This window comes from uncultured Fretibacterium sp., from assembly GCF_963544685.1.
Classification (GTDB): domain Bacteria; phylum Synergistota; class Synergistia; order Synergistales; family Aminobacteriaceae; genus CAJPSE01.
Genome location: NZ_CAUUGJ010000016.1, coordinates 23,801 through 30,542 on the forward strand (window position 1 = coordinate 23,801; position 6,742 = coordinate 30,542).

Annotated in this window: 6 protein-coding genes; all 6 read right to left on the minus strand. The window is 58.9% G+C overall.

The window, feature by feature from the left end; translation table 11 throughout:
- Position 1 precedes the first annotated feature (1 nt).
- The 6 genes from ABLA28_RS02915 to ABLA28_RS02940 all read right to left on the minus strand — a co-directional run bounded on the left by ABLA28_RS02915 (position 2) and on the right by ABLA28_RS02940 (position 6,673).
- Complete coding sequence (locus tag ABLA28_RS02915; RefSeq protein ID WP_347712433.1) at positions 2 to 505, minus strand: TRAP transporter small permease; 504 nt, start codon at positions 503 to 505, stop codon at positions 2 to 4.
- 132 nt (positions 506 to 637) lie between these two features.
- Positions 638 to 1,606, minus strand: a complete 969-nt coding sequence (locus ABLA28_RS02920) for a TRAP transporter substrate-binding protein (protein ID WP_347712434.1) — start codon at positions 1,604 to 1,606, stop codon at positions 638 to 640.
- A 145-nt stretch (positions 1,607 to 1,751) separates the two neighbouring features.
- Positions 1,752 to 3,143 (minus strand): dihydrolipoyl dehydrogenase, encoded by a 1,392-nt coding sequence (gene lpdA / locus ABLA28_RS02925; protein WP_347712435.1) that lies wholly within the window; start codon positions 3,141 to 3,143, stop codon positions 1,752 to 1,754.
- 191 nt (positions 3,144 to 3,334) lie between these two features.
- A complete protein-coding gene (locus ABLA28_RS02930; protein WP_347712436.1) occupies positions 3,335 to 4,660 on the minus strand; it encodes a dihydrolipoamide acetyltransferase family protein in 1,326 nt (441 codons plus the stop codon).
- A gap of 9 nt (positions 4,661 to 4,669) precedes the next feature.
- Positions 4,670 to 5,647, minus strand: a complete 978-nt coding sequence (locus tag ABLA28_RS02935; RefSeq protein ID WP_315099311.1) for an alpha-ketoacid dehydrogenase subunit beta — start codon at positions 5,645 to 5,647, stop codon at positions 4,670 to 4,672.
- An 18-nt stretch (positions 5,648 to 5,665) separates the two neighbouring features.
- Positions 5,666 to 6,673 carry a thiamine pyrophosphate-dependent dehydrogenase E1 component subunit alpha gene (locus tag ABLA28_RS02940; RefSeq protein ID WP_347712437.1) on the minus strand — a complete coding sequence of 336 codons (1,008 nt, stop codon included), beginning with the start codon at positions 6,671 to 6,673 and terminating at the stop codon, positions 5,666 to 5,668.
- Between the last annotated feature and the right edge of the window lie 69 nt (positions 6,674 to 6,742).

A 6,742-nucleotide genomic window follows, 5' to 3' on the forward strand; every position in this document is an offset into this window, starting at 1 on the left:
ATTAAACCGCCTCCTTCGAAGCAGCGGGAAGGGATCCCCCTGCCAATCTAAGGAGGATATCCTCGACGGAGAAAAGGATCATGAAAAAGGCGCCGACAGGGATAGCCAGATAGATGAAGGCCATCGAAATTTCGAGCCCCGTAGAATTCTGGTTCATGGTAAAAGAGAGAAGCTCGCTCCCTTTCCAGCCAAGGACTAGAAAAAAGAAGACGGCCAACAACCGTGTCGTCATCGCAACAAGGTTTTTCAGGAGAACAGGCAGCTTTTCCACGATGAAATCGATGCACATGTGGCGTCCGCGTCGCGCACCGAGAGAGGCCGCCAACATGACGAGCCAGACGAAGGCATAACGCGCCAGTTCCTCCGACCAGGCATTGGCCTTGGAAAAGATGTAACGCAACACAATTTGATAGGCTATGGACGCGACCATCACGACAAAAAGACACGATGTCGCAAGCCTCAGGATCTTTTCAAGGAAATCAAGCACTCTGGTAAAGATGCGCACGAGAACACCTCCTGCCTTTTTCACTCATGAATACGGGCGGCAGACGCAAACTTCCTGAGATAACCCAAACACCGCTGAAATCAGCCAAAACTCAAGAAGCGGCGTCCGCCCCGTATCCGAGTCAAGTTGCCCTTACCTTACGGCATTCACCTCTTCGACCAAGTCCTTCAAGTCGGGGAACAACTCGACGATCTCCGACACCCGCTCCCGGAGCGGAGCAGTATCAATGGCAACCACTTCGACGTTTTTTTCCCTGAACTTCTGGATGTATTCTTGTTCCTGCTCTTCAGAGTAGGCCGTACGCCATTGGGCCACCTCATTGGCCGCCTCGATAAGAACTCTCTGTACCTCCTCGGGCAGGGCCTCGAAATAGGCCTTGTCGAAAATGAAGACGTCATTGCTCAGGACATGGCGTGTCTCAATCAGGAAGGGACAGAGCTCGTACAACGCGTAGCTGTAGCAGAAATCCAACGGGTTTTCCTGAGCGTCCACCGTGCCTTGCTGGAGCCCGGTATAGATCTCCGTCGCCGCCATCGGAGTCGGCGCGGCGCCCAGAAGCTCCCAGGTCTTCAGGTACATCTTCAACTGAGGGGCCCTGATTTTCAGCCCTCGAAGCTCTTCGAGACTGGAGAACTTCTTTTTGCTGGTGACGTAACGCGCGCCGCGGTACATGGGCCCAATCAACCGAAATCCTCCGGCGTCGCCGATCTTTTTCAGGAGCTGATCGCCAGTTTCGCTGTACCACACCTTCTTAAAGTGCTCAAAATCACGGTAGAGATAGGGAAACGGATCGATGCCAGCCAGCTTCGTGTATGGCTCCAGTGTCCCGATGCTCTCAATCACCGCATTTACGATCCCCGGCTTCAGCCCCTCGATCGTCACCCGCCAGTCCCCCAAGGTACCTCCGGAAAAAACCTCGACGACGACGTTACCCTGAGTTTTCTCCTTGACCAATTCGGCGAACTTGACGCAGGCCATGTCTCGAGGATCCCCTACGGGAGCGACGTTGGCCAGTCTTACCGTCACAGGGCCGGCCCACAAGGGGGCGCTCCACAGAAAAACGAGGAAAAATACAACGACAACGAACAATCCCTTTTTCATGAAAACCAGCCTCCTTCGAAATAAGCCATGACGTTTAGGCACATAGTTACCTTGTGCCCGCCAACCAACCACTACCTCTCTTCCGGTTTCGAGCAACCCCAACACTCACGTCCAAGTCTGAAGCATCTTGCGGCCGTGGTTCCCTCTACTCCGGCGGGAAATGAATGGCCTGTCCCCATGTGGCCATCGCCGCCTCGGGGAAGGCCTCCGAGACAGTTGGGTGCGGGTGAATGGTGGAGATCAGCTCCTCGAGCGTCGCCTCCAAGCGAAGCGCCAAGCCCCCTTCCGCAATCATATCCGTCGCGGGGCCACCAATCATGTGAACGCCCAGCACCTCGTCATATCGCTCGTCCGAGACGATCTTGACCATCCCAGCCGCATCGTTCGTAATGATGCTCTTGCCATTTCCCGCCAGAGGGAAACGCCCAACCTGGACCGTGTGCCCGCGCTTTTTTGCCTCCTCCTCGCTCAGCCCTACGGAGGCCACGGCCGGAGAGGTATAGATGGCACTGGGCACAGTCCTGTAATCCATATGGACTTTATGCCCGTCCTCCAGCAGGATATTTTCCGCTGCAACCTCGCCTTCGCGCTCGGCCACATGCGCCAGCATGATTGGGCTGGTGCAGTCCCCCACCGCATAGACGCCCGGCACGCAAGTCTCCATCCGTGCATTCGTGACCACACGTCCGCGCTGAACCTCCACGCCGATCTCCTCCAGGCCCAGGCCCCGCGTCACGGGGCGCCGGCCCGTAGCGACCAACACCCGCTCGGCTGAGAGGCGCTTCATCTCCCCGCCCGCATCGACCTCCAACACATAACCATTCCCATCACGCGCGACACGACCCAGGCGTGCCCCCGTGTAAATGGACACTCCACGCCCCTCGAGAGACTTACGCAGGATCCCAGCTATCTCCGCATCAACGTTCGGAAGGATCTGGGGCAACATCTCCACAATCGTAACCTCCACGCCAAACGCTGCGAAGACGGAGGCGAACTCCACTCCGATGACGCCTCCGCCCGCAATGGCGATACTGCGAGGCAGGGACTCCAGAGACAGAGCCCCGTCGCTCGTAAGGATTCCGGGCAAGTCCAAACCCGGAACGGGCGGCATCGATGGCTCGGACCCCGACGCAACGATAATGGCGTCCGCCTCGAGACGACGACCCTCCACCTCCAGGGCACGAGGCCCTGCCAGACGGGCGGTTCCTGAGATCAACGTCACTCCGTTGGCCTTCAGGAGGCCGGCTACGCCTTCAACCATGTAGTCCACGACATCCTGCTTGCGCTTCAGGATCGCGCTCCAGTCAAAGCGGGGAGTATCGGCATAAATACCGATCGTCGGCCCCTCCTCCCGGATCGCGGTATAGAGCTCGGCGGCGTGAAGGAGAACCTTTGTGGGTATACACCCCACATTCAGGCAGGTACCGCCCGGCCGTGCACGTTCGATAACCGTCACCGAGGCACCCAGCTGCGCCGCGCGTATTGCGGCAACATATCCGCCGGGGCCACCCCCGACGACGAGGACTCTTTTCTTCACGAAAAACACTCCTTCGTTTCAAAGGGAAGCCATCTCAAGGACGATGGCTTCGCCCCTCAATCCCGTCACAATCAAATAATCGGCAGGTTACGAATCGTGTCGACCCTGTACGGGCCTCCAATATTTCATCGCTTCAAGCTTTCAGCATCGGAGCCGCTGGCCCATGGAACCTCGAAGCCGACGTCCTTCATCTACAACAGAAACAACTCGGGATTCTCGATGAGTTCCTTCAGCTTCGCCAGCAGCGCCGCGGCATCGGCACCGTCGAGCAAACGATGATCCGCGCTCAGGCAGAAGGAGGCAATGGGGCGGACAACGACCTCCCCCTCCACGACCACCGGTTTCTTCCGGGTCGAACCGACCCCGAGAATTGCGGCCTCCGGCGGGTTGATAATCGGAGTGAAGTTGTCGATCCCTGACATTCCCAGATTGGAGAGGGTGAAGGTCCCGCCCATGGTATCGTCCGGGGTCAGAGCGCCGCAGCGCGCCCGTTCCACCAAGTCCACGCGGGTCTCTGCAATCTCTTTGAGCCCCTTGTTCTGGACCTCCTTGATGTTGGGGACAATCAGTCCGCCCGGCAACGCGATGGCCAGTCCGATATTCACCGAGCCGTGCAGCACAAATCCAGTGATCCGCCCTTCCTCGACCTGCACCGAGGCGTTGGCCATCGGAGTTTCCGCCAGGAGCTTGGCACAGAGCTTCATCAGGATGTCGTTGACCGAGATTCTGACGCCGCCCTTCATCCGATCATTCAAACGCTTACGCAGCGCCTCCAGCTCGCTCATATCGACATCGACGAAGTAGTTGACCGCAGGGATGGTGTTAACGCTCTCAAGCATCCGCTCCCCGATGATCCGGCGCATCTGCGTGGCGGGAATGACACGATCGTTCTCGCCCAGGCCCATCGAAGCGATAGACGCTACCACGTCGGCCTTCATCAGGCGTCCCGAGGCTCCAAGCGAAGCGAGATCCAATCCCGCTTCCCGCGCCATCCGCGAAGCGACGGGTGAAGCCTTGGCGGTACCCCTTTCCTCAGCATCCAGGACATCCCGCGAAACCACCCAGCCACGCGGGCCCGTTCCCTGTATGGCGGAGAGATCCATCCCCTTTTCCCGTGCCATCCTCTTGGCCTTCGGCGACGCGGCGACGGGACCGGATGCGGAGGCCTGAGCAGCAGGGGCCGGCGCCCCGACAGGACGGGGAGTCGCTGCGGCAGACGCTGCCTTTGGAGATTCAGGGGCAGCGGGAGATCCCGTCGCTTCCGCGGGGACCGCCTCCCCTGCGGCCCCCAGGTATCCGATCGTTCCCCCGACAGGGACATCGACTCCCTCCTTGACGGTAATCGCAAGCAGGACGCCGTCCGCCGGACTCTCCGAGTCCACCGTCAACTTGTCCGTGGCAACGACAAAGAGGATCTCCCCCTTCTTTACCGTGTCGCCGACCTTCTTCTTCCATTCCTTGACCGAGCCGCTGGTCATGGTGAGTCCCAGCTTCGGCATCGTGATTGCAGTAGCCATGATACGCTCCTATAGAATCTTCCGGACAGCGTCGTAGATCGTGTCCGCACTCACTTTATAGGCCTGCTCCAGGGGACGGGCGAACGGCACGGGGGAGAAGGGCGCCCCTACGCGAGCGATCGGCGCGTCCAAGTACTCCAGGCCCTCCTCGCAGATCGTCGCCACGACCTCCGCTGCAAAGCCGCCCTGTTTGACGGCCTCCTGGGCGACACAAAGCCGTCCTGTCTTGGCTACGGACTTCAGGACCGTCTCCTTGTCCCACGGGGAGATCGAGCGCAGGTCTATCAACTCCACACTGACGCCCTCGGCAGCCAGCCGATCCGCGGCTTTGGCCGCATGGTGCATCATCATGGAGTAGGAGACGATCGTCAGGTCCGTACCCTCCCGATCGATACGGGCCTTGCCTATCTCTACAAGGTGTTCCCCCTCCGGCACATCGCCTTTCATGGGGAACAGTCCTTTGTGCTCAAAATAAATGACGGGGTTCTCGTCACGGATAGCGGCCTTCAGCAACCCCTTGGCGTCGGCGGGGTTGGAGGGGATGACCACCTTGAGCCCCGGGATATGGGCAAACCACGCCTCAACGGTCTGTGAGTGCTGGGCTGCGGCTTGATTGATGATTCCATCGGGCGCCCGGAGCACCAGCGGCACGGATTTCTGCGCACCGAACATGTAATATACCTTGGCCATCTGGTTAAAGACCTCGTCCATACACACTCCGATAAAGTCCGCGAAATGCATGTCCGCTACGGGGCGCATCCCGGCCAGGGCAGCGCCTACCGCAGAACCTATGATGGCCGTCTCGGAGATGGGCGTATCCCGAACGCGCTCCAGCCCGAACTTGTCGGGAAGGCCTCGGAACTGCCCGAAAATACCGCCCTGCCGGGCAATGTCCTCCCCCATGACGAACACGCGCTCGTCGCGGCTCATCTCCTCATCCATGGCCTCCAGCGTCGCCTGGGAAAACGTGATGTTCTTCACAGTCATGATCTCTCACACCTCGAATCAAGCATATATCCCGGTCATCAGTTCGGAAGCATCCGGTTCCGGGGACTCCTTAGCGAACTTGAGCGCGGCGGCGATCAGGCCATCCACCTTCTCCTCCATGGACTTCAGGTCATCGGCAGTGTAGACCTTCTCCGCCAGCACCCGTTTCTTGAAGGCCTCGATGGGATCACGCTCTTCGATATTTTTCTGGACCTCCTCGCGCGTCCGATACCTCTCGGGGTCCCCCACGTAGTGCCCCTTGACGCGGTAGGTTTTGCATTCCAGGAAAGCAGGTCCATTCCCGGCACGGATGTGCTCGACAAGTTTCCCTGCCGCTTCATAGACGGAGAAAACGTCATTGCCATCGACGATGAGCGCCGGCATGTCGTAGCCGTAGGCCCTGCGGGATATGTCCGCCACGGAGGTCGCCGTCAAATAGGGCGTAGTGGAAGCGTACTCGTTCATCTCACAGACAAAAAGGAGCGGCAGTTTCCAGACGGAGGCGAAGTTGGCCGCCTCATGGAACGTTCCGCGGTTGCTCGCGCCGTCGCCAAAGAAGACGACGGATATGTCCTTGCGTTTTTGCATCTTCTGTGCCAGAGCCGCCCCGGCCGCCAGGTTATACCCACCGCCGACAACGCCGTTGGCCCCCAGCATCCCCACGCTGAAATCGGCGATGTGCATGGACCCGCCCTTTCCCTTACAACACCCCGTTTTCTTGCCATATATCTCGGCCATCATGCGATTCAGGTCCGCACCCTTGGCCACCGTGTGGCCGTGTCCACGGTGTGTGCTCTCGATATAGTCCTTGTCGGTCAGGTTCGCCATAACGCCTGTGGCGATGGCCTCCTCCCCGATGTAGAGGTGAACGAACCCCGGGATGTTTCCCGCCAGGAAATTTTCCTCCACGGAACACTCGAACTTTCGGATCTTGAGCATCGTCTCGTAGAAGAAATCGAGCCGTCCCCTGTCGTAATCCTTCAGGGGCACCTGTGCAGACATTTTGGTGATATTCGGTGCATCCATTCTTGAACAACCTCCCTCGTAGAATAAGTAACGTGGAAGTGATACCAGGGCTGGTAAACTACTTCCAGT